The sequence below is a fragment of the Pseudomonas sp. Y39-6 genome (assembly GCF_023651955.1).
GTDB classification, from domain to species: domain Bacteria; phylum Pseudomonadota; class Gammaproteobacteria; order Pseudomonadales; family Pseudomonadaceae; genus Aquipseudomonas; species Aquipseudomonas veronii.
Genome location: NZ_CP069594.1, coordinates 5,647,950 through 5,673,266, shown reverse-complemented (window position 1 = coordinate 5,673,266; position 25,317 = coordinate 5,647,950). Strand labels below are relative to the sequence as shown.

General features: G+C 60.4%; 23 protein-coding genes and 1 pseudogene. 16 read left to right on the top strand and 8 right to left on the bottom strand.

The window, feature by feature from the left end:
* Positions 1-53 precede the first annotated feature (53 nt).
* Positions 54-818 carry a methyl-accepting chemotaxis protein gene (locus JN756_RS32505; RefSeq protein WP_370737559.1) on the bottom strand — a complete coding sequence of 255 codons (765 nt, stop codon included), beginning with the start codon at positions 816-818 and terminating at the stop codon, positions 54-56.
* 93 nt (positions 819-911) lie between these two features.
* A pseudogene (locus JN756_RS32500) lies at positions 912-1,943 on the bottom strand (HAMP domain-containing protein); the annotation flags it as partial.
* Between the two features lie 205 nt (positions 1,944-2,148).
* Between JN756_RS32500 and JN756_RS25800 the strand changes: the two are divergent.
* Positions 2,149-3,633 (top strand): helicase HerA-like domain-containing protein, encoded by a 1,485-nt coding sequence (locus tag JN756_RS25800; protein WP_201021475.1) that lies wholly within the window; start codon positions 2,149-2,151, stop codon positions 3,631-3,633.
* A gap of 4 nt (positions 3,634-3,637) precedes the next feature.
* On the opposite strand, the gene JN756_RS25795 is transcribed toward JN756_RS25800, so the two are convergent.
* Positions 3,638-4,093 carry a DUF721 domain-containing protein gene (locus tag JN756_RS25795; protein ID WP_017847108.1) on the bottom strand — a complete coding sequence of 152 codons (456 nt, stop codon included), beginning with the start codon at positions 4,091-4,093 and terminating at the stop codon, positions 3,638-3,640.
* 294 nt (positions 4,094-4,387) lie between these two features.
* Between JN756_RS25795 and secA the strand changes: the two genes are divergently transcribed.
* The 3 genes from secA (at position 4,388) to JN756_RS25780 (ending at position 9,429) form a co-directional block, all read left to right on the top strand.
* Positions 4,388-7,123 (top strand): preprotein translocase subunit SecA, encoded by a 2,736-nt coding sequence (gene secA / locus JN756_RS25790; RefSeq protein ID WP_017847109.1) that lies wholly within the window; start codon positions 4,388-4,390, stop codon positions 7,121-7,123.
* Between the two features lie 124 nt (positions 7,124-7,247).
* Entirely contained in the window at positions 7,248-8,465 is a 1,218-nt protein-coding gene (gene argJ, locus JN756_RS25785) for a bifunctional glutamate N-acetyltransferase/amino-acid acetyltransferase ArgJ (RefSeq protein ID WP_026140046.1), read from the top strand.
* Between the two features lie 19 nt (positions 8,466-8,484).
* On the top strand, positions 8,485-9,429 hold the full coding sequence (locus JN756_RS25780) for a Nudix family hydrolase (RefSeq protein WP_201021474.1): 945 nt from the start codon (positions 8,485-8,487) through the stop codon (positions 9,427-9,429).
* A gap of 115 nt (positions 9,430-9,544) precedes the next feature.
* Here the strand turns inward: JN756_RS25780 and JN756_RS25775 are convergent, their stop codons facing one another.
* Genes JN756_RS25775 through JN756_RS25765 form a run of 3 tightly spaced genes read right to left on the bottom strand, consistent with a single transcriptional unit; the run spans position 9,545 to position 13,126 of the window.
* Positions 9,545-10,123 carry a cob(I)yrinic acid a,c-diamide adenosyltransferase gene (locus JN756_RS25775; protein ID WP_017847112.1) on the bottom strand — a complete coding sequence of 193 codons (579 nt, stop codon included), beginning with the start codon at positions 10,121-10,123 and terminating at the stop codon, positions 9,545-9,547.
* A gap of 2 nt (positions 10,124-10,125) precedes the next feature.
* Positions 10,126-12,162, bottom strand: coding sequence for a sensor histidine kinase (locus JN756_RS25770; protein ID WP_026140048.1), 2,037 nt, complete (start codon positions 12,160-12,162; stop codon positions 10,126-10,128).
* A gap of 46 nt (positions 12,163-12,208) precedes the next feature.
* Complete coding sequence (locus JN756_RS25765; RefSeq protein WP_046490063.1) at positions 12,209-13,126, bottom strand: putative 2-dehydropantoate 2-reductase; 918 nt, start codon at positions 13,124-13,126, stop codon at positions 12,209-12,211.
* Between the two features lie 123 nt (positions 13,127-13,249).
* On the opposite strand from JN756_RS25765, the gene JN756_RS25760 reads away from it, so the two are divergent.
* Together JN756_RS25760 and JN756_RS25755 are read left to right on the top strand one after the other, a co-directional pair.
* Complete coding sequence (locus JN756_RS25760; RefSeq protein WP_017847115.1) at positions 13,250-13,735, top strand: YajQ family cyclic di-GMP-binding protein; 486 nt, start codon at positions 13,250-13,252, stop codon at positions 13,733-13,735.
* A 136-nt stretch (positions 13,736-13,871) separates the two neighbouring features.
* On the top strand, positions 13,872-14,714 hold the full coding sequence (locus JN756_RS25755; RefSeq protein WP_017847116.1) for a mechanosensitive ion channel family protein: 843 nt from the start codon (positions 13,872-13,874) through the stop codon (positions 14,712-14,714).
* A gap of 191 nt (positions 14,715-14,905) precedes the next feature.
* Here the strand turns inward: JN756_RS25755 and JN756_RS25750 are convergent, their stop codons facing one another.
* A complete protein-coding gene (locus JN756_RS25750; RefSeq protein WP_079444592.1) occupies positions 14,906-16,204 on the bottom strand; it encodes an OprD family porin in 1,299 nt (432 codons plus the stop codon).
* A gap of 743 nt (positions 16,205-16,947) precedes the next feature.
* On the opposite strand from JN756_RS25750, the gene JN756_RS25745 reads away from it, so the two are divergent.
* Together JN756_RS25745 and JN756_RS25740 are read left to right on the top strand one after the other, a co-directional pair.
* Positions 16,948-17,373 (top strand): HIT domain-containing protein, encoded by a 426-nt coding sequence (locus tag JN756_RS25745; protein WP_046382253.1) that lies wholly within the window; start codon positions 16,948-16,950, stop codon positions 17,371-17,373.
* 3 nt (positions 17,374-17,376) lie between these two features.
* Positions 17,377-17,583, top strand: coding sequence for a SlyX family protein (locus JN756_RS25740; protein WP_017847119.1), 207 nt, complete (start codon positions 17,377-17,379; stop codon positions 17,581-17,583).
* A 67-nt stretch (positions 17,584-17,650) separates the two neighbouring features.
* Here the strand turns inward: JN756_RS25740 and JN756_RS32150 are convergent, their stop codons facing one another.
* Positions 17,651-18,253 carry a cold-shock protein gene (locus tag JN756_RS32150; protein WP_010566142.1) on the bottom strand — a complete coding sequence of 201 codons (603 nt, stop codon included), beginning with the start codon at positions 18,251-18,253 and terminating at the stop codon, positions 17,651-17,653.
* A gap of 427 nt (positions 18,254-18,680) precedes the next feature.
* Here JN756_RS32150 and JN756_RS25730 point away from each other — a divergent pair, with 427 nt between their 5' ends.
* The 8 genes from JN756_RS25730 (at position 18,681) to ruvB (ending at position 25,270) form a co-directional block, all read left to right on the top strand.
* Positions 18,681-19,154: a Dps family protein gene (locus tag JN756_RS25730; RefSeq protein WP_057004530.1), complete on the top strand. Its 474-nt coding sequence runs from the start codon at positions 18,681-18,683 to the stop codon at positions 19,152-19,154.
* A gap of 182 nt (positions 19,155-19,336) precedes the next feature.
* Positions 19,337-19,678: a ribbon-helix-helix domain-containing protein gene (locus JN756_RS25725; RefSeq protein ID WP_017847121.1), complete on the top strand. Its 342-nt coding sequence runs from the start codon at positions 19,337-19,339 to the stop codon at positions 19,676-19,678.
* 182 nt (positions 19,679-19,860) lie between these two features.
* Positions 19,861-20,082: an FmdB family zinc ribbon protein gene (locus JN756_RS25720; protein WP_026140049.1), complete on the top strand. Its 222-nt coding sequence runs from the start codon at positions 19,861-19,863 to the stop codon at positions 20,080-20,082.
* A gap of 109 nt (positions 20,083-20,191) precedes the next feature.
* Entirely contained in the window at positions 20,192-21,967 is a 1,776-nt protein-coding gene (aspS, locus tag JN756_RS25715; RefSeq protein WP_017847123.1) for an aspartate--tRNA ligase, read from the top strand.
* Between the two features lie 135 nt (positions 21,968-22,102).
* Positions 22,103-22,849 (top strand): YebC/PmpR family DNA-binding transcriptional regulator, encoded by a 747-nt coding sequence (locus tag JN756_RS25710; protein ID WP_017847124.1) that lies wholly within the window; start codon positions 22,103-22,105, stop codon positions 22,847-22,849.
* A gap of 157 nt (positions 22,850-23,006) precedes the next feature.
* Positions 23,007-23,531 (top strand): crossover junction endodeoxyribonuclease RuvC, encoded by a 525-nt coding sequence (gene ruvC / locus JN756_RS25705; protein WP_017847125.1) that lies wholly within the window; start codon positions 23,007-23,009, stop codon positions 23,529-23,531.
* 68 nt (positions 23,532-23,599) lie between these two features.
* Positions 23,600-24,211 carry a Holliday junction branch migration protein RuvA gene (gene ruvA, locus JN756_RS25700; RefSeq protein ID WP_017847126.1) on the top strand — a complete coding sequence of 204 codons (612 nt, stop codon included), beginning with the start codon at positions 23,600-23,602 and terminating at the stop codon, positions 24,209-24,211.
* Positions 24,212-25,270, top strand: coding sequence for a Holliday junction branch migration DNA helicase RuvB (gene ruvB / locus JN756_RS25695; protein WP_017847127.1), 1,059 nt, complete (start codon positions 24,212-24,214; stop codon positions 25,268-25,270).
* Positions 25,271-25,317: the final 47 nt, after the last annotated feature.

Genomic DNA, 25,317 nt, shown 5'->3' with positions numbered 1-25,317 from the left:
GTCAATGTGGGCGCAAGGCGGACCTGTGCTCCCACAAGGTTCTGTGGTGTCGGTCAGATACGGAAACTGCCCACCAGATGCTTCAGCCGTGCCGCCTGCTGTTCCAGGTCGGCGCAGGCGCGCAGGGTCGATTGCAGGTTTTCCACGCCTTCTTGATTGAGTGTGTTGATCTCGGTGATGTCCATGTTGATCGACTCGACCACCGAGGTCTGCTCCTCGGTGGCGGTGGCGACCGACTGGTTCATCCCATCGATCTCGCCGATGCGCTGGGTCACGCTGTTCAAGCGTTCGCCGGCCAGGTTGGCGATTTCCACGCTGTCGAGGCTGTGGCGCTGGCTTTCGCTCATGGTACTGACCGAATCCCGGGCGCCGACTTGCAGCTCCTCGATCATCGTTTGCACCTGTTGTGCCGATTCCTGGGTGCGGTGCGCCAGGTTACGCACTTCGTCGGCCACCACCGCAAACCCACGTCCGGCTTCCCCGGCGCGCGCCGCCTCGATGGCGGCGTTGAGCGCCAGCAGGTTGGTTTGCTGAGAGATGCTGGTGATCACTTCGAGGATTTGCCCGATATTCACCGTTTTGCTGTTAAGTGCTTCGATGTTGCTGCTGGAAGCGCTGATCATCGCGGACAACTGAGTCATTGCCTTGATATTGCGTTCAACCACCTGCTGACCGTCTTCGGCCAAGTGCCGCGCATCGCTGGCCTGGTTCGAGGCTTGTGCGGCGTTACGCGCGATTTCCTGGGCGGCGGCCCCCAATTGGTTGATGGCCGCGGCGACGCTGTTGGTGCGGTTGGCCTGCTCGTCGGAGTTGATCATCGACGAGTTGGACGCGCTGACCACCCGCAGGGCGACTTCATTGACCTGCCCGGTGGCCGAGGACACTTCGCGGATCGACGTATGAATCCGCTCCACGAAGCGGTTGAACGCATTACCCAGGATGCCGAATTCGTCGTGATTCTGGATGCTCAGGCGACGGGTCAGGTCGCCCTCGCCATCGGCGATGTCCTGCATGGCGCGAGTCATCACGTGCAGCGGTTGCATCAGCACTCGGATCAGCATGCCGAGCAAGGCGATGATGATTACCACGGCAATGATCGTGGCGATGATCGCCGAGGTGCGGAATTCGCTGAGCATGGCGAAGGAGGTGGCTTTATCCACGGAAATACCAAGGTACCAGTTCACCGACGGCAGGCCCTTGATCGGCGTAAAGGTCACGATGTTGTCCTTGCCGTTGGCCTCGACTTCACTGAAGTCGCTGCTGATCTTCGGCGTGTGTTTCGGGTAGACGTCGGCCAGGGTTTTCATCACCAGGTTTTTGTCCGGGTGGACCAGCACCTTGCCGTCGGCGCTGACCAGGAACGCGTAGCCCATGCCGCCGAAGTTCAGCGCGCCGATGTTGTCCACCAGGGTTTGCAGGCTCAGGTCGCCGCCGACCACGCCGATGCTCTGGCTGCCCTGGGCGCTGGGGGTCGCGATGGAAATGATCAATTGCCCCGTCGCGGCATCGATATAGGGTTCGGTCAGGGTCGAACCATTGCTGCTCTGGGCGCCTTTGTACCAAGGACGAACGCGTGGGTCGAAACCGTCCGGCATCTTGGTGTCGGGGCGGATAGTGAACGCGCCCTGGCTGTCGCCCACGTAGGTTGCCATGAACGAGGAGGTCAGGGCTTTCTGTTCCAGCAGGCTGGCGACCACCTTGGGGTCGGGATTGATCGCAATATTTTGTGCCGCGTTTTCCACTAGGACAATGCGCCCGGTGAGCCAGGTTTGAATGTTGCTGGCAGTGACATCACCCATTTCATGCAGGTAATTGTTGAGATCTTCGCGAATTGCGTTGCGTTGCAGGTAGTCGTTATAAAGCGTAAACAGCGCGAAGGCGGCGATGACGATAAGGGAGGCAGCAAGCAGGATTTTGTGGCTGAAGCGCAGGTTTTTATTCATGGCCTGAAGGGTCCGCTAAGGTCTTAATATCCAAAACGCGTCCTTATGGGATGCGCAGAATGGTAGCGTCAAAAAAGGTGTGATATTTCTGGCGATAGCCCTGTGAGGTCCCTGTAGGAGCTGTCTGACCTGTTTTTAGACTTTGTGGGTCTTACATTGATGTGTATCGACCTTGCGGCACGAAAGATTAACCATAGGTGACGAAATGCCTGACTCCACGCAACTCCTTATCGGCGCCGGCCTTGATGGCCAGCCCATCGCCCAGGCCATGCGCCTGGCCAATCGTCACGGGTTGGTTGCCGGTGCCACGGGCACTGGCAAGACCGTCACCCTGCAACGCCTGACAGAAGCGTTCAGCGATGCGGGCGTGGCGGTATTCGCCGCGGATATCAAGGGCGACCTTTGTGGTCTCGGCGCTGCGGCCAACCCCCAGGGCAAGGTGGCCGAGCGCATCGCCGGCATGCCTTTCCTGAATTACACGGCCAAGGCGTATCCGGTCACGCTGTGGGATATTCACGGTGAGTCCGGTCATCCATTGCGTACCACCATCAGTGAAATGGGGCCGTTGCTGCTCGGCAGCCTGCTGGAGCTCACCGACAGCCAGCAGTCAGCGTTATATGCCGCCTTCAAGGTGGCGGACCGCGAAGGCCTGTTACTGCTGGATTTGAAGGACCTCAAGGCGCTGCTCAATCACTTGCGCTACCACCCGGAACTGCTGGGTGAAGATGCGGCGCTGATGACCACCGGCTCCAGCCAGGCGCTGTTGCGGCGCCTGGCGGTGCTGGAGCAGCAGGGCGCGGAAGCGTTGTTCGGCGAGCCGGCGCTGCAGCTCGAGGATATTTTGCAACCCGCCAGCGATGGTCGCGGGCGTATCCACCTGCTCGACGCCAGCCGCCTGGTCCACGAAGCCCCCAAGGTGTACGCAACCTTCCTTTTATGGCTGCTGGCTGAACTGTTCGAGCAGTTGCCTGAACGCGGCGATGCCGATAAGCCGCTGCTGGCGCTGTTTTTCGACGAAGCGCACTTATTGTTTGCCGATACGCCCAAGGCCTTGCAGGACCGCCTCGAACAGGTGGTGCGGTTGATTCGCTCGAAAGGCGTGGGTGTGTATTTCGTCACGCAATCGCCCGGGGACTTGCCTGACAGCGTGTTGGCGCAACTTGGCTTGCGTATCCAGCATGGCCTGCGCGCATTCACCACCAAAGAGCAGAAATCACTGCGCGCGGTGGCGGACGGTTTTCGGCCCAATCCGACATTTGATGCGTTGTCGGTCCTGACAGAGCTGGGCACCGGTGAAGCACTGGTGGGCACTTTGCAGGAAAAGGGTACGCCGGAAGTCGTCCAGCGCGTGTTGGTCGCGCCACCGCAATCGCGGATCGGCCCGCTCAGCGACGCCGAACGCGCCGCCCTGATTGCCAGTTCGCCGTTGCAGGGCCGCTATGACAAGCCGATTGACCGCGAATCGGCCTATGAAGTGCTGATGGCGCGCAAGGCGTTGGGCCCGGCCGAAGCCGAAGAAGCCAAGCCGGTGAGCGAAGAGCCGAGCTTTACCGACAGAGCCGGCGCATTCCTCGGGACTGCGGCCGGCAAGGCGCTCAAGTCAGCCATGCAACAGGCCGCCAATCAGGTGGGGCGCCAATTGGTGCGGGGCTTGCTGGGGTCGTTGCTGGGCGGCAGCAAGCGTAGATAGCCGATCAGGCTTTGGGCTTGGCGTGCGCGGCGAGGCGTTCCAGCGCCGCGCGTAAACCCGGATCGCTGATGCCGTCGGCCGTTGCCTGAATGGTTTCGGCCGCATTCGCCGATAAATCCATGGTGTGCCCCGCCGCGCCTTGCGGAACGGTCGGCGGTTGCACCTTGAATTGGATACGCGTCAGGCTGGCAAACTCATCAAACGCCATCAATTGTCGCTGCAAGCGTTTTTGCTGATAGCGCAAGCGTGTCGCCCAATGGCCGTCTGTGACAATAAGCAGCAGGTTGCCCTCGCGCCACGAGGCGACATGGCAATGTTCCCGCGCTGCCGGTTGCAATTGGCTTTCAACCAGGCGTTGCAGGTGGCCCAGGCGTTGCGCATGGCTGAAGATGGCTTTCAACGGCTTGGCTTCGCGAAGCAACACGCTGGGCGCGCGGGCTGTAAGAGGGCGAAACGCCATGATCAGACACCTTAAGTAACAGAGCCGCCATCTTAGCAGAAAGCGCCTGTGGACCCCCAGGCAATGCATTGGCGGGGCTTTATCTGCGAAATCAATGCACTCCATGGGTTGAAGTTCCGGTAAAAGCCCTTATTTTAAATGAGCCCTCTCACGGGCTCATGCCTGCATTGGGGAACAACGCCACTTTCCTCACCCACGATTCCGGGTAGAATGCGCGTTCGCATGCGCCCGTGAGGGCCGCTCGGGCCACTCACGGTGCGCCCTCCATCCCTATGTGTGGAAGAACCTGCCGATATGTTTGCGCCTTTGTTAAAGAAACTTTTTGGAAGCAAGAATGAGCGCGAAGTCAAACGCATGCTCAAGACGGTGCAGCTGGTCAATGCCTTCGAAGAGCAGATGGTTGCCCTTTCGGACGAGCAATTGCGCGCCAAGACCGAAGAGTTCAAGGCCCGCATAGCCAAAGGTGAAACCCTCGACAAGTTGCTTCCCGAAGCCTTCGCGGTCGCCCGTGAAGCCGGTAAGCGTGTCATGGGCATGCGCCACTTCGACGTCCAGCTGATCGGCGGCATGACCTTGCATGAAGGCATGATTGCCGAAATGCGTACCGGTGAAGGCAAGACCCTGGTGGCGACCCTGGGGGTTTACCTCAACGCGCTGTCCGGCAAGGGCGTGCACGTTGTGACGGTGAACGACTACCTGGCCCGCCGTGACGCCAACTGGATGCGCCCGCTGTATGAATTCCTCGGCCTGACCGTCGGCGTCGTGACGCCGTTCCAGCCGCCGGAAGAGAAGCGTGCGGCCTATGCTGCCGACATCACCTACGGCACCAACAACGAATTCGGTTTCGACTACCTGCGCGACAACATGGCGTTCAGCATGGAAGAAAAATTCCAGCGCGAACTCAACTTTGCCGTGATCGACGAAGTCGACTCCATCCTCATCGACGAAGCCCGTACCCCGCTGATCATCTCCGGCCAGGCCGAAGACAGCTCGCGCCTGTACACCGAGATCAACAAGTTGATCCCGCGCCTGGAGCAGCACATCGAGGAAGTGGAAGGCGTGGTGACCAAAGAAGGTCACTTCACCATCGACGAGAAGACCCGTCAGGTCGAACTCAACGAAGCCGGTCACCAGTTCGTCGAAGACATGCTGACCCAGATCGGCCTGCTGGCCGAGGGCGAAAGCCTGTACTCGGCCCATAACCTGGGCCTGCTGACCCACGTGTATGCCGGCCTGCGCGCGCACAAGCTGTTCCATCGCAACGTCGAATACATCGTCCAGGACGGCCAGGTCGTCCTGGTTGACGAACACACCGGGCGTACCATGCCGGGTCGTCGTCTGTCCGAGGGCCTGCACCAGGCCATCGAGGCCAAGGAAGTGCTCAACATCCAGGCCGAAAGCCAGACGTTGGCTTCCACCACCTTCCAGAACTACTTCCGTCTGTACAACAAACTGTCCGGCATGACCGGTACGGCCGACACCGAAGCGTTCGAATTCCACCAGATCTACGGTCTGTCGGTTGTGGTCATCCCGCCGAACAAACCGCTGGCGCGTAAAGACTTCAACGACCTGGTGTTCCTGACCGCCGAAGAGAAATACGCGGCGATCATCAACGACATCAAGGACGGCATGGCCCAGGGGCGTCCGATCCTGGTGGGTACCGCGACGATCGAAACGTCTGAGCACGTGTCCAACCTGCTCAACAAGGAAGGCATCGAGCACAAGGTCCTCAACGCCAAGTTCCACGAAAAAGAAGCCGAGATCATCGCCCAGGCCGGTCGCCCCGGCGCACTGACCATCGCCACCAACATGGCCGGTCGTGGTACCGACATCCTGTTGGGCGGCAACTGGGAAGTGGAAGTGGCTTCCCTGGACAACCCGACTCCCGAGCAGATCGCCCAGATCAAAGCCGACTGGCAGAAACGCCACCAGGCGGTGCTGGAGTCCGGCGGCCTGCAGGTGATCGCGTCCGAGCGTCACGAATCGCGCCGTATCGACAACCAGCTGCGTGGTCGTGCCGGTCGTCAGGGTGACGCCGGTTCCAGCCGTTTCTACCTGTCCCTGGAAGACAGCCTGATGCGTATCTTCGCCTCGGATCGGGTGAAGAACTTCATGAAAGCCCTGGGCATGCAGTCCGGTGAAGCGATCGAGCACCGCATGGTGACCAACGCCATCGAGAAGGCCCAGCGCAAGGTCGAAGGCCGCAACTTCGACATTCGTAAGCAACTGCTCGAGTTCGATGACGTCAACAACGAACAGCGTAAAGTGATCTATCACATGCGTAACACGTTGCTGGCCGCCGACAACATTGGCGAGACCATCGCCGATTTCCGTCAGGACGTGCTCAACGCCACCGTCAGCGCACACATTCCGCCACAGTCCCTGCCAGAACAATGGGATGTTGCCGGCCTGGAAGCCGCGTTGAAGAGCGACTTCGGTGTCGACTTGCCGGTTCAGCAGTGGCTGGACGAAGACGATCACCTGTACGAAGAAACCCTGCGCGAGAAGCTGATGACCGAGCTGCTGGCCGCGTACAACGAGAAAGAAGAGCAGGCGAGTGCCGAAGCGCTGCGCACTTTCGAGAAACAAATCGTACTGCGCGTGCTGGACGACCTGTGGAAAGACCACCTGTCGACCATGGATCACCTGCGTCACGGTATCCACTTGCGTGGCTACGCCCAGAAGAACCCGAAGCAGGAGTACAAGCGCGAGTCGTTCACGCTGTTCTCCGAACTGCTGGATTCGATCAAGCGCGATTCGATTCGCGTGCTGTCCCACGTTCAGGTGCGTCGCGAAGACCCGGTCGAGGAAGAAGCGCGCCTGCGTGAGGAAGCCGAGGCACTGGCGGCGCGCATGCAGTTCCAGCATGAGGAAGCGCCAGGTCTTGAAGCGCCTGAGGTCTTGGGCGAAGAGGTCGATGTGGCCCTGGCTCAGACGCCGGTGCGCAACGAGCAGAAGCTGGGCCGTAACGAGTTGTGCTGGTGCGGTTCGGGCAAGAAGTTCAAACACTGCCACGGCGAAATCAACTAAGATTTTCGCCTGACGCTGCAACACCCCGCGCCGCGACCGGCATCAGCCGTCGCGGCGTTTTGCCATTAATTCCCACCGTCGAACGCGACGGCACAGACATCATCTATTTTTAAGGAGCGCATTCATGGCTGTTGGTCTTGGTCCTTTGCCCACATTGCACCCGGTTGCCGGTTTTGAACTCGGTATCGCTTCGGCCGGCATCAAACGCCCGGGGCGCAAGGATGTCGTGGTGATGCGCTGTGCTGAAGGCTCGACCGTCGCCGGTGTGTTCACCCTCAACGCCTTCTGCGCCGCGCCGGTTATCCTGGCCAAGCAGCGCGTGGCCGGTCCGATTCGTTACCTGCTGACCAACACCGGCAATGCCAACGCCGGCACCGGCGAGCCTGGCCTGGTCGCCGCCGCGCGGACCTGCGCCAAACTGGCACAACTGGCCGGCGTCGACGCCAGCCAGGTGCTGCCGTACTCCACTGGAGTGATCGGTGAGCCGCTGCCGGTGGAAAAAATCGAAGGCGCCCTGCAAGCCGCGCTGGATGACCTGTCTGTGGATAACTGGGCGGCCGCCGCCACTGGCATCATGACCACCGACACCTTGCCCAAGGGCGCGAGCCGTCAGTTTGTGCATGACGGCGTGACCATCACCGTCACTGGCATCAGCAAGGGCGCGGGCATGATCCGCCCGAACATGGCCACCATGCTTGGCTACATCGCCACCGACGCCAAAGTCTCCCGCGACGTGCTGCAGCGCTTGATGCTGGACGGCGCCAACAAGTCGTTCAACCGCATCACCATCGACGGCGACACCTCCACCAACGATTGCTGCATGCTGATCGCTACCGGCCAGGCCAACCTGCCCGAAATCACCTCCACCAGCGGCCCGCTGTTCGCCGCGTTGAAGCAAGCGGTGTTCGAAGTGTGCATGGATGTGGCCCAGGCCATCGTGCGTGACGGCGAGGGCGCCACCAAGTTCGTCACGGTTGAAGTCAACGGCGGCGGCAACCACCAGGAATGCCTGGATGTCGGTTACACCGTGGCGCACTCGCCGCTGATCAAGACCGCGTTGTTCGCCTCCGACCCGAACTGGGGCCGTATCCTCGCCGCCGTCGGCCGTGCCGGCGTGCCGGACCTGGACGTGAGCAAGATCGACGTGTTCCTCGGTGACGTGTGCATCGCCAGCCGTGGCGCCCGCGCCGAGAGCTACACCGAAGCCCAGGGTTCGGCGGTGATGCAGCAGGAAGAAATCACCATCCGCATCGAGCTGGGTCGCGGCGAGTGCAGCGAAACCATCTGGACCACGGACCTGTCCCACGAGTACGTGAAGATCAACGCGGAATACCGTACCTGAAGCCCGGAGGATAAACGCGGTGAAACGAGTGCATGTAGCAGCAGCGGTGATCCGCGGCGTCGACGGCAGAATCCTGCTGGCGCGCCGTGCCGATACCCAGCATCAGGGCGGCCTCTGGGAGTTTCCCGGCGGCAAGGTGGAGGCCGACGAGTCGGTCGCCACGGCGCTGTCCCGCGAGTTGCAGGAAGAGCTGGGCATCCAGGTCACCACGGCGCGACCGTTGATCAAGGTGCAGCATGATTACCCGGATAAGCAGGTGTTGCTGGATGTCTGGGAAGTCTCGGCCTTTACCGGCGAGCCACACGGCGCCGAAGGTCAACCCCTGGAATGGGTCGCGGCGCGTGACCTGCTCAACTATGAGTTCCCAGCGGCCAATGCGCCGATCGTTGCCGCCGCACGGTTGCCCGGCGACTACCTGATCACACCGGGCGAGCTGGAAACCGCGCCGCTGTTGCGCGGTATCCAGAAAGCCATCGCGGGCGGCATCAAGCTGGTGCAACTGCGCGCCCCTAACGGTTACGACCCCAAGTACCGTGACCTGGCGGTAGACGCCGTGGGCCTGTGTGCCGGCAAGGCGCAACTGATGCTCAAGGGCCCGTTCGAATGGCTGGGGGATTTTCCCGCGGCCGGTTGGCACATGACCTCGGCGCAACTGCGCAAATACGCAAGCAAGGGCCGCCCGCTGCCGAAGGATCGCTGGTTGGCGGCGTCTTGCCATAACGCCGAGGAACTGGCGCTGGCGGAATTGATGGACGTGGATTTTGTCACGCTGTCGCCGGTGCAGCCGACCCAGACCCATCCCGATGCCCGACCGTTGGGTTGGGAACAGGCGGCAGAGCTGATCCGCGGGTTCAGCAAGCCGGTGTATCTGTTGGGTGGCGTTGGGCCTGCTGAGCGCGAGCAGGCATGGGATGCCGGCGCTCAAGGTGTGGCAGGGATTCGGGCGTTCTGGCCGCAAGATTGATCTAGCGTTTGCTGGCCTCATCGCGGGCAAGCCCACTCCCACATTGGAAGGTGTTCACAAATCCAAATGTGGGAGTGGGCTTGCCCGCGATGGCGCCAGACCAGACACCTGATAATCAGTGGGGTTTGGCCGCCGCCTGCCACAAAATCTCCGCCACACCCTGGCGCTTGGCAATTACCCGCGCCGCCACAAACAGCAAATCCGACAGCCGGTTGATATACGCCAAAGCCACCCCCTCCAACGGTTCAACCGCATTCAGGTGCTGACAGCGGCGCTCGGCACTGCGTGCTGCGCTGCGGCACACGTGGGCCTGGGCGATCAGCGCTGAGCCACCGGGCAAGATGAAGTTCTCCAGCGCCCCAACCTCTTCGTTCCAGCGATCAATCGCTGCCTCCAGCCGATTCACCTCTGCCGCGTTCAGCGCTTTGTACACCGGCATCGCCAGCTCGCCGCCGAGGTCGAACAGACGATGCTGGCAAGGCGTCAGCACTTCGATCACGTCCTTCAGGTGCGGATGCTTGCCGCTTTGCTCTTCAAGGCCGGCCAGCAGCAAGCCCAGCTGACTGTTCAACGTGTCGACTTCGCCGATGGCTTCCACCCGCGGGTGGTCCTTGGGCACGCGGCGACCGTCGCCGAGCCCGGTTTCACCCTGGTCGCCGGTACGGGTGTAAATCTTCGACAGGCGAAAGCCCATGATCAGTGCTCCAGTTGGGTAAGTTCAGCGGGGGACAATTGGCTGCCGGCCAGGGGCAGGCGCAACGTGAAACAGGTGCCTTGGCCCAGGGTGGAATGCACTTCCATCTGCCCTTTGTGGTTATTGGTGATGATGAAGTACGACACCGACAACCCCAGCCCGGTGCCCTGGCCGATTTCCTTGGTGGTGAAGAATGGCTCGAAGGTGCGTTTGCGCACGTTTTCGCTCATGCCGATGCCGTTGTCTTCGACCTGGATCTCCGCCCAGGGCGGGTTGAGGCGGGTGCGCAGGATGATGCGCCCCGGCTCGCGGTCGTCTTCGCGTTGGTGAATGGCCTGCGCCGCGTTTTTCAGCAGGTTGAGCAGCACCTGTTCCAACTCGTTGGCGGTGCCGGGCACCGGGCCGAGCTGCGGGTCGAACTGGCGGATGATCGCCTGGCCCTTGAAGTCGAAGCCGATCGCCAGGTCAAAGTCGTTGCCGGCGATTTCCACCGCCTGGTCGATTAGCGCCGGCAAATCACACGGCGCCATCTGCCGATTGCTGCGCCGGCTGAAACTGAGCATGTGGGTGACGATTTTCGCCGCCCGCGCGCCGGCCTGCTGGATACCGTCGAGCAATTGTGGGACTTCGCGGCTTTGCAGGTAACGGTTGACCGTCTGCAGTTCGATGCCCACTTGTTCGGCGTGTTCCAGGTTCTTGGGCAGGTCGGGGGACAGCCGGCGGCGGATGTTCTGCACGTTATGCAGGATCGCCCCCAGCGGGTTGTTGATTTCATGCGCCATACCCGCAGCAAGGCCGCCGACGGAGAGCATCTTTTCCGACTGCACCATCATTTCTTCCAGGGACAGGCGCTGGGTGATGTCATCGATCCGGATCACCACACCGCGCCCGGCGCCGCCCATCAGCGGATAGAACGTCAGGGCGTAATGCTTGGATTCATCGTCCTTGACCCAGGTGACACGCTCGATGCGCTCCACCGTGTGTTGCTCGACCGTGGCCTTGATCTGCGGCAGGTAGGGTTTGAGCGGCTGGAAAGCGAGGTAGATCGGCTGGTTCAGCGCTTCATCCAGGCGTGTGCCGGAAAGTGCGGTGGCTTCCTGGTTCCACTGGGTGACATAGAGCTGTTCATCCAGGGCGATCAGCGCCGAGGGCATCGAGTCGATGATGCTGTTGAGATAGTTCTGGAAACCGGTGAGTTTTTTCTCGATCTTGCTGCGCACCTGGACTTCCAGCTCCAGTTTGCGGTTGGTGTGGCGGGTTTCTTCGGCCAGGCCCTGTGCCTGGTCGTAGGCCGCCTGGGACTCATCGCGCGCGCGCTTGAGCTGCTGCTCGCGGGCCTCGATGCGCGACAGCATGGTGTTGAAGGCTTCGGCCAGGCTGCCGATTTCGTCATGGTTGCCACGGCCGGCGCGCAGGGCGTAGTTCTCTTCGCGGGTGACCTGGCGCGACAGCTCTTCCAGCTCATGGATCGGCCGGGTGATCAGGCGTTTGATCTGCCGGGCGATGACCAGCCACAGCAGCACGCTGAAAATCAGGATGCCCAGGCTCGCCGTCAGCGTGCCGGTATAGAACGCCACCGGTAGCTCACTGCTGGCCACCAGCAACAAATGCCCGGAAGGCTGGCCGGGGCGGGGCAGGGTGATGACTTGGTTACTGCGAAACTCGGTGAGGCGCCAGGCTTCGATATCCCGGTAGTTGCCCGGCAGGTGCAGGCGGTCGCCGTGTTGCATCTGTGCCAGGCGGTTGCCCTCGGCGTCGTACAACGCGGCTGCGCGCAGCGGCGAATAGCTGGTCAGCTCATTGAGCAGGGCGTCGGCCTTGGCCGGAGACTCAAGGGCTTCGGCGGCAAGCGCCGGGTTGGACACCAGCCGGCCAATCGCCTGCAGCGCCTGGGGCGCCATGCTCTCCTGGGAGATCCAGTAAGCGGCGCTGATAAAAGTCAGGTTGGCCACCAGTAACACAGTGGTCAGCAACACCAGCAGGGCGGCCAGCAGTTTCTGCCCTACCGGTAGGTTTTCAAGACGCTGGCGCAGTGGCATCAGGGGTTTCACAGGTAATAGACGAGTGGGCAGGGTAGCGCGTGCCTCAGTCGCGGGGCAATCCGCGTGCAACCAGCTGGTCGACGAGGCGCGTGTACACCTGTTGCAGATGCGGCAGCGTCAGCCGATGCCGAGCGGCGGCCTGGCAGGCGTAGCCCAGCAGGTAGCTGATTTCGGTGCGCCGCGCGCTGGCCACGTCCTGGTACATCGAAGAGTAATTGGCCGCCGTGGCCTGGATCACCCGTTCCACTTCCGTCTGCAGGTCCTGCGCCGCTGCCGGTTGGCCGCAGCATTGCAGCAGCTCGGTGAGTTCGGCGCACAAGGTTGCGACTTCGCACTGATGGGCTTGCAGGCCGCCATTGCGGCATTGGTACAGCACGGTCAGCGGGTTGATGGCGCAATTGAGTGCGAGCTTGCGCCACAGGCGCGTAAGAATGTCGCTGCTCCATTCGTGAGGGATGCCGGCGGCGCGCAAGTCGTCCAGCCACACCGGGGCCGTGGGGTGACTGGCGTCCCCCAGCCAGGTGTAGCCGTGGCCGGCAAACACCACGCGCCAATCGCCGTCGCGAAACGCGCCTTCGGTGCTGGAGGCAAAAATGCAGCGGGCCTGGGGATACTGCGCGGCGACGGCGTCCTGGCTGCCCAGGCCGTTTTGCAGCAGGATCAATTCGACGCCGGGCGCGAGGCGCGATTGCAGGTGTGCGACGGCGCTTTGGGCATCGTAGGCTTTGCACGCCACCAGCAGGCGATGGATCGGCTCGGGGCTGTCAGGCGTTTCGCCGAGTACCGGGTAAGTGTGCGCTACGCCGTGCTCCACCAGGGTCAGCCCGTCGGCCGCCTGATAGCTGGCCAGGCGTGCCGCATCGCGCAGGATCAGCTTCACCGGCAGGCCGGCGCGGGCCAGGCGGGTGGCCCACAGCGTGCCGAGGCTGCCGGCGCCGAGAATATGCCAGGTGGTCGACATCAGTTTGTGCTCCGTAGGGTCGCTCACAGCGAATGGGGCGAAAGAACCGCTATAATGCCCCGGCATTTTAGCTTGGGCGCGCTCCATCTCTACTGAGCCCGCCCCTTATATTGGAGAAATGACATGCCTTCGTTCGACGTGGTATCCGAACTGGACAAACACGAAGTCACCAACGCCGTCGAGAACGCCGTCAAGGAACTGGACCGTCGCTATGACTTGAAAGGCAAGGGCAGTTTCGAATTCAAGGAAAAGGAACTGACCGTCAACCTGACCGCTGAAGCCGATTTCCAGCTGGAAGCGATGATCGAGATCCTCAAGCTCGCCCTGGTCAAGCGCAAGATCGACGTGCAGTGCCTTGAAGTCAAGGACGCCTACGCGTCCGGCAAGCTGATGAAGCAGGAAGCCGTCCTCAAGGAAGGCATCGACAAGGAACTGGCGAAGAAGATCGTGGCGCATATCAAGGACGCCAAGCTGAAAGTCCAGGCCGCCATCCAGGGTGAGCAGGTGCGCGTCACCGGCAAGAAACGTGACGACCTGCAAGAGGCCATCGCTGCCCTGCGCGCCAAGACCTTCGAGATGCCGCTGCAGTTCAATAACTTCCGCGACTGATGGCACTTTGGGGAACCTGCGGCCGTTTTTGACGTCCCACGCCCCAGAACCTGCGCCTGCCATTGAGCCCTTCGGGGCTCAATTGCGTTAGTGGGCACAAAAAAACGCCGTACATCCGGCAAACAGGAGAATGTAGATGGATTTGAACGCTGAAGTGGATCACCTGATCAAGACCTCCCAGTCGTGGATCCCGATGATCATGGAATACGGCAGCCGGGTATTGCTGGCCGTGATTACCCTGGCCATCGGCTGGTGGCTGATCAACCGCCTGACCCACAGAGTGGGGCGTTTGCTGGCCATCCGTAACGCGGACCTGGCGCTGCAGCACTTCATCACCAGCCTGGCGAACATCGTGCTGAAGGTCATGCTGATCGTCAGCGTGGCCTCGATGATCGGCGTGGAAACCACCTCGTTCGTCGCCGCCATCGGTGCCGCGACCCTGGCCATCGGCCTGGCCTTGCAGGGCAGCCTGGCTAACTTTGCTGGTGGCGTGCTGATTCTGTTGTTCCGCCCGTTCCGTATCGGTGACTGGATCGAAGCCCAAGGTACGTCCGGTACCGTCGACAGCATCCAGATCTTCCACACCGTGCTGCGCACCGGCGACAACAAGACCGTGATCGTGCCGAACGGCATCCTCTCCAACGGCATCATCACCAACACCAACCGTCAGCCTACCCGCAAGGTGGTGTTTGATGTGGGGGTGGACTACGAGGCCGACCTGCAGAAAGCCCGCGAAGTGTTGCTGGAGCTGGCAAAAGACCCGCGTGTATTGGCTGATCCGGCGGCAGTGGCTGTGGTTTCGACCTTGGGCGACAGTTCGATCACGGTGTCTTTGCGGTGCTGGACCAAGACGGCGGATTATTGGGACGTGATGTTCATGTTCAATGAACTGGCACGTGATCGCTTGAAAGCGGCGGGGATCGATATTCCATTTCCGCAGCGGGTTATTCGGGTGATGCAGGAAACAGCGGCGAAGTAATGAAAGGCATTTGCACTTAACTTGGCTGATAGGTCACGTTAAGTGCGGGAACGATACTGTCGTTAGTTAGCTTGCTAGTTATTTTACTGCTGAAATAATATTGCAATAAAAAAGCCGCTCCCTTGCATGCAGGGGAGCGGCTTTTAATTTAAGGCCGAAGCCTTAAGTCATCGTTGTAATCGAACGGGCAATTACAAGATGTTCAGCGGGTATTGCGCGATCAGACGCAGTTCGTCGAGCGACGCCGAACCGTAGTACACGCCGTCAGACGAGCGATAAGTCGCTTGGCGTATACGCAGGCTCAGGTCTTTCGCTGGGCCGCTCTGGATCACGTATTTGGCTTCGATGTCGCGTTCCCACTCTTTGCCGTTCGACGTGGTGCCAGTGTTGGCGCCGCTACCGTTGACGTAACGAGTCATGAAGCTCAGGCCTGGCACGCCGAAGGTGGCCATGTTCAGGTCGTAGCGAGCTTGCCAGGATTTCTCGTCTTCAGCGTTGAAGTCGGAACGGGCGATGGAGTTGGCCAGGAAAACCGTGCCGCCGCCGTCTACGCCGTAACCGTAGTCACCGTCACCGCTAACTTTCTGGTAAGCGAGGGTAAAGGTGTGAGCCTGGTAGGTGTAAGCGCCTTGCAGGCTGTAGGCACGGTTATCCAGCTTGGTGGTGTTGTCTTTTTCTGCGCGTTGCAGACCGGCGCCGTCGCTTTTGGTGCTGTAGATGTTGAAGTCTACGGCCAGGGACTGATCGGCGCTCAGCGCGTGGGTCCAGTTCACGTTGGCGTAAAGTTTCTTCCAGTAGTCTTCTACTTTCGAGTAGTAGAGGCTGGTAGTGAACTCTGGGGTCCAGGCGTAAACACCGCCCAGGAAGTTGGCATCACGCAGGCCACGGCCGGTAATCGGCTCGGAGCTGGAGATACTGTCCTTGTAGGTATGGTCTTGGGCGACGATCGAGGTGAAGTGACCGGCTTCAAGCTTCAGGTCTTTGATCTCGTTGCTGGTGATCGAGATACCTTGCGGCAACTCAGGCAGCAAGCGGCTGTCATCAGAGGCGAATACAGGCGCTGTGGTGTATTGATCGCCGGCTTTCAGCACGGTATTGGAGACGCGGAATTTAACTGCGGCGCCGCCTTTGGAGTAGTCGTCTTGCGAACGACCATCCGAACCTGTTGGGAACAGACCAGTGCCAGCACGGCCCTTGCCGCTATCGAGCTTGAGGCCCAGCAGGCCGATGGCGTCGACGCCGACACCGATGGTGCCTTGGGTGAAGCCCGATTGGTACAGACCGTTGAAACCAAGACCGGTTTCTTCGCTGCGGCTTTGGCCGGAGTCATTGTTGCGTTTGTCGCGGCTGAAATACAGCGCACGGGTATTGATACTGAAAGTGCTGTCTTCAACGAAGCCCTTGGCATCGTCTTGGGCAGACGCCATTGCGAACTGCGAGGTGCCTGCTGAAACAGCCAGGGCGATCATGCTCCACTTCATCACGCGCATCGTGATTTGCTCCTTTGGTTTTAGGAAGAGTACTGCCGTCCCACCTGTATTTTTATCTGGGCGGCTCTTTCTTTTTTTGTGTCCGCGTAAAGTTATATCACGCTGACTCTAATGACGATACTTACCCATCTTTCCTTTCAGCTTCTTTACGAGGCTGTCGTGAATTGCTAGGTCCATGTCGCAAATTCACAGTCCGAATGTTACCGAACTGACAACTTCAATGCTGTTTTCAAACCCTTTTCTAAGTTTGAATGCATCCTTGATACGCATTGACTCGCTAGTGTTCTTATCGCGAAACACCCGCTTCCCGAAGGGTGCCGTTGCCGACGATGTGGGTGTGAATGCAACAAGCGCGCCCAAACCGGTAACTGAATGTCATTTTTTCGTGAAAAGCCTCACTGCACTGTAAAAACCGCATAAACACGGGCCTCTCAAGCCGTTCAGTTTGTCCTTGACGGCCATGCATTCCATTGATTCGGTGGTGCATGAATCCTGTACCTGCGCGAAACGTTACCGGTTCACCCTCATGGGTGGGTACTTGGCGGATCTCTTTGAAGCACAAGTGGGTCATTTTGGTGCACTCCGATGAGTCCCGATTCAGCGTAGCTCAATTATTCGCCTGCCTCGAAAAGGGGCAGGTTTTTTATCGGGATGCGCGTTGGCGTCTGTATTCGAAGTGAAGCCGTCGGCGTTCGAAGGTATGCTGGGCGCCAGAATCTGACCTGCCGAACGGAGTGCCCGCGGTGTTCGCCTTAGATCAACGCCTGCAACAAGACACACTGACCATCGGGGACTTCCCGTTGTGCCGCCTGCTGCTGTCCAATGACTCGAATTACCCTTGGTTTATTCTGGTACCGCGCATAAACGGTATCAGCGAAGTTTTTCAATTGTCTGTCATAGATCAACAAAAACTGTGGAATGAAACGACAACCCTTGCGCAATTGCTGAGTGAAGGTTTCGGCGCCGACAAGATGAATATCGGCGCGCTGGGGAACGTTGTCAGCCAGTTGCATGTGCATGTGATCGTGCGCAAGCGCGATGACATGGCCTGGCCTGCGCCGGTCTGGGGCAAGCATCCGGCCCGGCCGTATACTGAAGAACAGGTGGCAGCGATCCGTGCGCGGTTGCGCGAGCTGTCACCTGCCGACTTCATCTTTAGCCAGGACTGAACCATGGATCTGCAAGACCGCGTGACCGACCTGGAAAGCCGCCTGGCCTTTCAGGACGACACCATCGAAACCCTCAACGACATCCTGGTCACCCAGCAGCGGGCGGTCGAACGCCTGCAACTGCAGATGACCGCGCTGCTCAAGCGCCAGGAAGAAATGGGCGGCCAGTTCGAGTCGTCCGAAGAAGAAGCTCCGCCGCCTCACTATTAATAGCCGCGCAATAAAAAACCGCGATCCAGCTTGTGCCGGATCGCGGTTTTTTTTGCCTGGCTTGGAATCAGCGACGCGGCAACGCGGCGATCACATCTTCTGCTTGCAGGCCTTTGTCGCGGTTCATGACGGAGAATTCCACACGCTGGCCTTCGACCAGGACGCGATGGCCTTCGCCACGGATGGCCCGGAAGTGGACGAAGATATCGTCGCCCGAATCGCGGGAAATAAAGCCGAAGCCCTTGGACGTGTTGAACCACTTGACGGTCCCGGTATCCCGATTGGTCATGTCGTAGTTTTGCGACGCGGCCGCAGGGGACGAACGGTAGAAGCTGATGGCCAGGTGAAGAACGATGGCGACCAGCGCAATCACCAGGCTGAGCAGGATGGCCGGGTGGCCGCCGACTTCAGGCATGGGTGCCAGGAGGGTGAGGGTTTGTACGACAACAGTCAGCACCAGCAGCGCGCTGACCAGGTTTTGCAGTTGATGACGCGTGCCTTTGTTCCAGTAAGGGATCACTGGCGCCAGCGTCAGGTTAAGAAGGCCGAACAAGGCCAGGTACAGAGCGTCATGTTGTTGCAGGTAGGGCAGGCTTTCAGGCTGCAGGCTCGGGATAAAGGACAGCAGCAAAGCTGCAACGCCCGTTAGCAGGTGGACGATTTTCAACATTTTGATTAACTCACGTTAAGACGGATCACAAGGAAGAGCTGACTGGCACGGTTCGCTTCTGAACAATGGGAGGCGTTGGGCACGTGCGCGGGTATCAGCCTATGCGCTGGCCGAAGAAAATAACGGCAGCGACACGCTGCCTATTTAACAGCAAAGGCTGTGCCTACTCAAATCAAGCATTTCCGGGCGTTGCAAGGGGCGGGGCATTTCTGCGTCAAACGCTTGTCCTAGACAGTTGCAGGCGTTTTGCCTGCTGTCGGGGAAATTTTCTGTCGCGCCTAAAGCCTTCACCGTCGCGGGCCAGCGAGGCCGCGCAGGGCGATTTGCCGCACGTCGCCTCGGTGCGTCGGGCTGCACACAGTGGGTACTCTTGCTAGAGTGATCCGGCACCTGATCAATGAATGCTGTTCAATTGAAGGGGATAAACATGGCAATCGATATCGGTATCAGTGAAGAAGATCGCAAATCCATCGTCGACGGGCTTTCGCGCCTGCTTTCCGATACCTATGTACTGTACCTGAAGACCCACAATTTCCACTGGAACGTCACGGGCCCCATGTTCCGCACGCTGCACTTGATGTTCGAAGAGCAGTACAACGAGCTGGCGCTGGCGGTGGACCTGATTGCCGAGCGCATTCGTGCCCTGGGCTTCCCGGCGCCGGGTGCCTATTCGATCTATGCGCGTCTTTCTTCGATCAAGGAAGAAGAGGGCGTGCCCAGCGCTGAAGAGATGATCAAGCAACTGGTGGCGGGCCAGGAGGCGGTTACGCGTACCGCGCGCGGTATTTTTCCGCTGCTCGATAAAGTCAGCGACGAACCGACGGCCGACCTGTTGACCCAGCGTATGCAAGTTCACGAAAAAACTGCGTGGATGCTGCGTTCCCTACTCGAAAACAAGTAAACACCGACCTCGGGCGGCGCCGCCCTGGCGCCGCTCGCTTGTTTCTCCGTGCTTCCTGGCGTTGTCCTACGACTATCAACTCCCCGTCTTCTGGCTGCCCCCCGTCGTCCTGCTGTTTGATAGGCCCACCGTCCAATGGGAGAAGCCCATGGACTGCTGTTTGGCAATGGAGTGTCAGGTGTATGTCGCGTGGAGTGGGTAGTAGAGTGATGGAGACCTGTGGTTTTCATAAGATAAACGTCGACCCCTTTGTCAAAGGGTTCGATATGGGGCTGGCGCGACCGTTGTCCCGATCGGTAAGGCTCAATGGGTTTTCCACTTGCCTGCGGCTGGAACAGATCTACTGGAATATCCTCACGGAAATAGCCAGGCTCAATGCCTGTTCAGTCAGTGCGCTGTTGTCTTATGTCGATCGGGAAGTGCATTTGCGCTATGGCGGCGTGAAGAACTTCAGCGGGCTGGTCAGGGTGGTCTGCGTGGTTCACGTATTGAAAGGCCGCGCTTGCCTGTCCAATCCCGAGTAATCCGGGGGTTCCGGGGCTGGCCCGGCGTTCAGGCGGGCCGGGCCTCGGGCAGAAAGCCGGCTGCGCTGCCTCGATTTACCAGATATAATCCCGCGCTTTGCCGCTGCAGGCGCTTTCTGCGCAGTGGCCTCTATCCGGAGGCCGGCGCGGCACAGTAACGATCTGATCGCCGAGACATCTCCATGCCCATGTACGACTATCAATGCGCTTCCTGTGGTCATCAGTTGGAAGCCATCCAGAAGATCAGCGACGCGCCGCTGGTCGATTGCCCAGCTTGCAAGGCGCCTGAGCTTAAAAAGATGTTGTCCATGCCGGGCTTCCGCCTGAGCGGCAGCGGCTGGTACGAGACCGACTTCAAGACCGGCTCGAAGAAGAATCTGGCGGGCGGCGACAAAGCAGACTGAGTTGAACTCTACGCGCAGGCTCCTGCATTATCCGTCCCCTGACTTATGTACGGTGACTGAGGCCAAGCCTGCCACCGAATTTCGAATTACGAGAAGTGAAACCACTACCATGATGCGCAGCCATTATTGCGGCCAACTGAACGAGACCCTGGAAGGTCAGGAAATCACCCTTTGCGGATGGGTTCACCGTCGCCGCGACCACGGCGGGGTGATCTTCCTCGATATCCGTGATCGTGATGGTCTGGCCCAGGTGGTGTTCGACCCGGACCGCGCCGAGAGCTTCGCCGCCGCCGACCGCGTGCGCAGCGAATACGTAGTGAAGATCACCGGCAAGGTGCGCCTGCGTCCGGCCGGTGCGGTGAACCCGAACATGGCGTCCGGCGCGATCGAAGTGCTGGGCTACGAGCTGGAAGTGCTGAACGAGTCGGAAACCCCGCCGTTCCCACTGAACGAATATTCCGATGTTGGCGAAGAAACCCGCCTGCGTTATCGCTTCCTGGACCTGCGTCGCCCGGAAATGGCCGAGAAGCTGCGTCTGCGCTCGCGCATGACCACCAGCATCCGTCGCTTCCTCGATGAAAACGGCTTCCTCGACGTTGAAACGCCGATCCTCACCCGTGCCACCCCGGAAGGCGCGCGTGACTATCTGGTGCCGAGCCGTACCCACGCCGGCAGTTTCTTCGCCCTGCCGCAATCGCCGCAGCTGTTCAAGCAACTGCTGATGGTGGCCGGCTTCGACCGTTACTACCAGATCGCCAAGTGCTTCCGTGACGAAGACCTGCGCGCCGATCGCCAGCCTGAATTCACCCAGATCGACATCGAGACCAGCTTCCTCGATGAAAAAGAGATCATGGGCATCACCGAACAAATGATCCGCAACCTGTTCAAGGAAGTGCTGGACCTGGAATTCGGCGAATTCCCGCACATGACCTTCGAAGAAGCCATGCGCCGCTACGGTTCCGACAAGCCTGACCTGCGTATCCCGCTGGAACTGGTGGACGTGGCCGACCAACTCAAGGACGTCGACTTCAAGGTGTTCAGCGGCCCTGCCAACGACCCGAAATGCCGCATCGCCGCCCTGCGCGTGCCTGGCGGTGCGAGCATGCCGCGCAAGCAGATCGACGACTACACCAAGTTCGTCGGCATCTACGGTGCCAAGGGCCTGGCGTACATCAAAGTCAACGAGCGTGCCAAGGGCGTTGATGGCCTGCAGTCGCCGATCGTGAAAAACATCCCGGAAGCCAACCTCAATGTGATCCTCGATCGCGTGGGCGCAGTCGACGGTGACATCGTGTTCTTCGGCGCCGACAAGGCCAAGATCGTCAGCGAAGCCCTGGGCGCGCTGCGGATCAAGCTGGGCCACGACCTGAACCTGCTGACCTGCAAGTGGGCACCGATGTGGGTCGTCGACTTCCCGATGTTCGAAGAGAACGACGACGGCAGCTTCAGCGCCTTGCACCACCCGTTCACCGCGCCGAAGTGCTCGCCGGAAGAGCTCGAAGCCAACCCGGCGGGCGCTCTGTCCCGGGCCTACGACATGGTCTTGAACGGCACTGAGCTGGGTGGCGGTTCGATCCGTATCCACCGCAAGGAAATGCAGCAAGCGGTATTCCGTCTGCTGGGCATCAACGAAGCCGAACAGGAAGAGAAATTCGGCTTCCTGCTCGACGCCCTGAAGTACGGCGCACCGCCCCACGGCGGCCTGGCCTTTGGCCTGGACCGTCTGGTGATGCTGATGACCGGCGCCCAGTCGATCCGTGAAGTGATCGCCTTCCCGAAAACCCAGAGCGCTGCGGACGTCATGACCCAGGCGCCAGGTGTCGTGGATGCCAAGGCACTGCGCGAGCTGCATATCCGCCTGCGCGAGGCGCCAAAGGCTGAGTAAGGCCGCTGCGTGAAAGCGCGATAAGGTTTTACGCAGTCAAAAAGGCGCATCTTCGGATGCGCCTTTGCGTTACAAGGGTTGTATCCCGCCTGGGGCGGGGTTGATAAGGTTTCTAGAGAATTTCGGAGTTGTGTTATGGCTGGCCATTCCAAGTGGGCGAACATCAAGCACCGCAAAGAGCGTCAGGATGCCAAGAAAGGCAAGATCTTCACCAAGTGGATTCGCGAACTGACCGTCGCCGCCCGCCAAGGCGGCGGTGACCCAGGCTCCAACCCGCGTCTGCGCCTGGCGCTGGACAAGGCCCTCGGCGCCAACATGAGTCGCGACATCATCGACCGCGCCGTGGCCCGTGGCGCCGGTGCGGCCGATACCGACGACATGGTCGAGCTGACCTACGAAGGCTACGGCCCGGGCGGCGTGGCGGTGATGGTCGAGTGCATGACCGATAACCGCAACCGTACTGCCGCGGCGGTGCGTCATGCGTTCAGCAAGTGCGGTGGCAACCTCGGCACGGACGGCTCGGTGGCCTACCTGTTCGAGCGCAAGGGCCAGATTTCCTTCGCGCCGGGCGTGGATGAAGACGCGTTGATGGAAGCCGCGATGGAAGCGGATGCCGATGACGTGGTGACCAATGAAGACGGCTCGATCGATGTGTTCACCTCGTTCGCCGGGTTCTATGCGGTGCGTAACGCGCTGGAAACCGCTGGTTTCAAAGGCACCGACGCAGAAATCGTGATGCTGCCGACCACCAGCGCCGAACTGGACCTGGACGGCGCGCAGAAAGTGCTGAAGATGCTGGATATGCTCGAGGACCTGGATGACGTGCAGAACGTCTACTCGAATGCTGACATTCCAGAGTCGGTCGCCGAGCAGCTAGGCTGACGGACGATGTGGATCTAAATGTGAGAGGGGGCTTGCTCCCGATTACGGTGTGTCAGTCATTTATGAATCGACTGAACCACCGTAATCGGGAGCAAGCCCCCTCCCACATTGGATTTTACCTGTATCAAAAATTGTGTTTACCCGACCTGCAGGCGTTATGACTTTAATTCTAGGTATCGACCCCGGTTCGCGCATCACCGGTTTTGGTGTGGTGCAACACACCCCGCGCGGCTGCGTGTATGTCGCCTCGGGCTGCATCCGCACCGGTGCGGGCGAGTTGGCCGAGCGCCTGCAGATCGTCTATCGCGGCGTGCGTGAAGTGATCCAGACCTACAAGCCGGTGACCATGGGGATCGAAAAGGTGTTCATGGCCAAAAACGCCGACTCGGCTCTCAAGCTCGGCCAGGCCCGTGGCGCCGCCATCGTCGCCGGTGCCGAGGAGGCCATGGAAATCGCCGAGTACACCGCCACCCAGGTCAAGCAGGCCGTGGTCGGCACCGGCGCGGCCAATAAAGAGCAGGTGCAGATGATGGTCATGCACATGCTCAAACTCACCTCCAAGCCGCAGATCGACGCCTCCGACGCCCTGGCCATCGCCATTTGCCACGCGCATACCCGTTCCAGCCTGCTGCCTCACGGCCTGGGGGCGGCACGTAGTCGTGGCGGGCGGCTGCGTCTCTGATAGCATCGGCGCAATCGTTATTTGCGGTCAGGCCTCGATCTGACCCCCAAGCTTTAAGGATCTGAACCGTGATTGGACGCTTGCGCGGCACCCTGGCTGAGAAACAGCCGCCGCACCTGATTCTGGATGTCAACGGGCTGGGGTATGAGCTGGAAGTGCCCATGACCACCCTGTATCGCCTTCCGTCGGTTGGCGAGCCATTGACCCTGCATACTCACCTTGTGGTGCGCGAAGATGCGCAACTGCTCTATGGCTTCATTGGCAAGCGTGACCGCGACTTCTTCCGCGAATTGATTCGCCTCAATGGCGTAGGGCCGAAACTGGCCCTGGCGCTGATGTCGAGCCTGGAAGTGGATGAACTGGTACGCGCGGTGTCGGCCCAGGACACCTCGGCGCTGACCAAGGTGCCGGGGGTCGGCAAGAAAACCGCCGAACGCCTGCTGGTGGAGCTCAAGGACCGTTTCAAAGCCTGGGAAGTCGTGCCGAGCATGTTCGCCCTGGTGCCGAACCAGCCGAACCAGCCGGCGGCCCAGGTGGCCAGTGCCGAAAGCGATGCGGTCAGCGCGCTGATTTCCCTGGGCTACAAGCCGCAGGAAGCCAGCAAAGCGGTGTCGGCCATCAAGGACAAGAACCTGAGCAGCGAAGACATGATCCGCCGAGCCCTGAAGGGAATGATTTAAGTGATTGAAGCTGATCGTCTGATCGCGGCCACCGGCCCCCGTGACCGTGAAGAAGTCCAGGACCGCGCCATCCGCCCCCTGAGCCTGGCCGACTACATCGGCCAGCCCACCGTGCGCGAGCAGATGGAGTTGTTCATCCAGGCTGCGCGTGGGCGCAGTGAATCCCTGGACCACACCTTGATCTTCGGCCCGCCGGGGTTGGGTAAAACCACCCTGGCCAACATCATCGCCCAGGAAATGGGGGTGTCGATCAAGTCCACCTCCGGCCCGGTGCTGGAGCGTCCGGGCGACCTCGCGGCGCTGCTGACCAACCTCGAACCGCACGACGTGCTGTTCATCGACGAAATCCACCGCCTGTCGCCCATCGTCGAGGAAGTGCTGTACCCGGCGATGGAAGACTTCCAGCTCGACATCATGATCGGTGAAGGCCCCGCGGCCCGCTCGATCAAGCTCGACCTGCCGCCGTTCACCCTGGTGGGCGCGACCACGCGCGCGGGCATGCTGACCAACCCGTTGCGAGACCGTTTCGGCATCGTCCAACGTCTAGAGTTCTATAGCACCGCAGACCTGGCGACCATCGTCAGCCGTTCGGCCGGCATTCTCGGCTTGCCCCTGGACCCCGAAGGCGCGTTTGAAATCGCCCGGCGGGCGCGGGGTACGCCACGGATCGCCAACCGCTTGCTGCGACGCGTGCGCGATTTTGCCGAAGTGCGAGCCAAGGGCCATATCACCAAGGCCGTGGCCGACCTGGCGTTGAACCTGCTGGACGTGGATGAACACGGCTTCGATCACCAGGACCGGCGGCTACTGTTGACCATGATCGAGAAATTCGACGGTGGCCCGGTGGGCGTGGACAGCCTGGCAGCGGCCATCAGTGAAGAGCGCCATACCATTGAGGACGTGCTGGAGCCGTACCTGATCCAGCAGGGCTACATCATGCGTACACCAAGGGGCCGGGTGGTTACCCGCCATGCCTATTTGCACTTTGGGCTAAACATTCCGTCACGATTGGGCGAGATGCCCGTGCTAGACGAATTCCTCGATGCAGTGGACGATTAAAAAGGTCACTCGGGTCGATTTATTCAAGGTTTGTGCTGTCCTAGTGG